1 protein-coding gene is annotated in these 312 nt (G+C 60.9%); it reads left to right on the forward strand.

The features are described from left to right. A partial coding sequence (locus tag RZR99_RS33230; RefSeq protein ID WP_323123879.1) for an alpha/beta fold hydrolase occupies window positions 1–312 on the forward strand: 312 nt, incomplete at both ends.

The raw sequence follows: 312 nt of genomic DNA on the forward strand, positions 1-312 counted from the left end.
AATCTGATCGCCCACAGTCAGGGCGGCACGGCATCGCGCTATGTCGCGGCAGTCGCGCCGCAGTTGATTGCCTCGGTCACGACAATCGCTACACCGCACCGTGGCTCGGAGTTTGCGGACTTTGTCCAGAATCTGCTGAAGCTCGATCCAACCGGCCTGTCCTCGCCGGTGATCGCGGCATTCGTCAATGTGTTTGGTATCTTGACGAGCAGTACGCACAACACCAACCAGAATGCGCTCGCCGCGCTGACAACGCTCACCACTGCGCGATCGGCAACCTTCAACCAGAACTACCCGAGCGCGGGCTTGGGC

Source organism: Burkholderia alba, from assembly GCF_034721475.1.
GTDB lineage: Bacteria > Pseudomonadota > Gammaproteobacteria > Burkholderiales > Burkholderiaceae > Burkholderia > Burkholderia alba.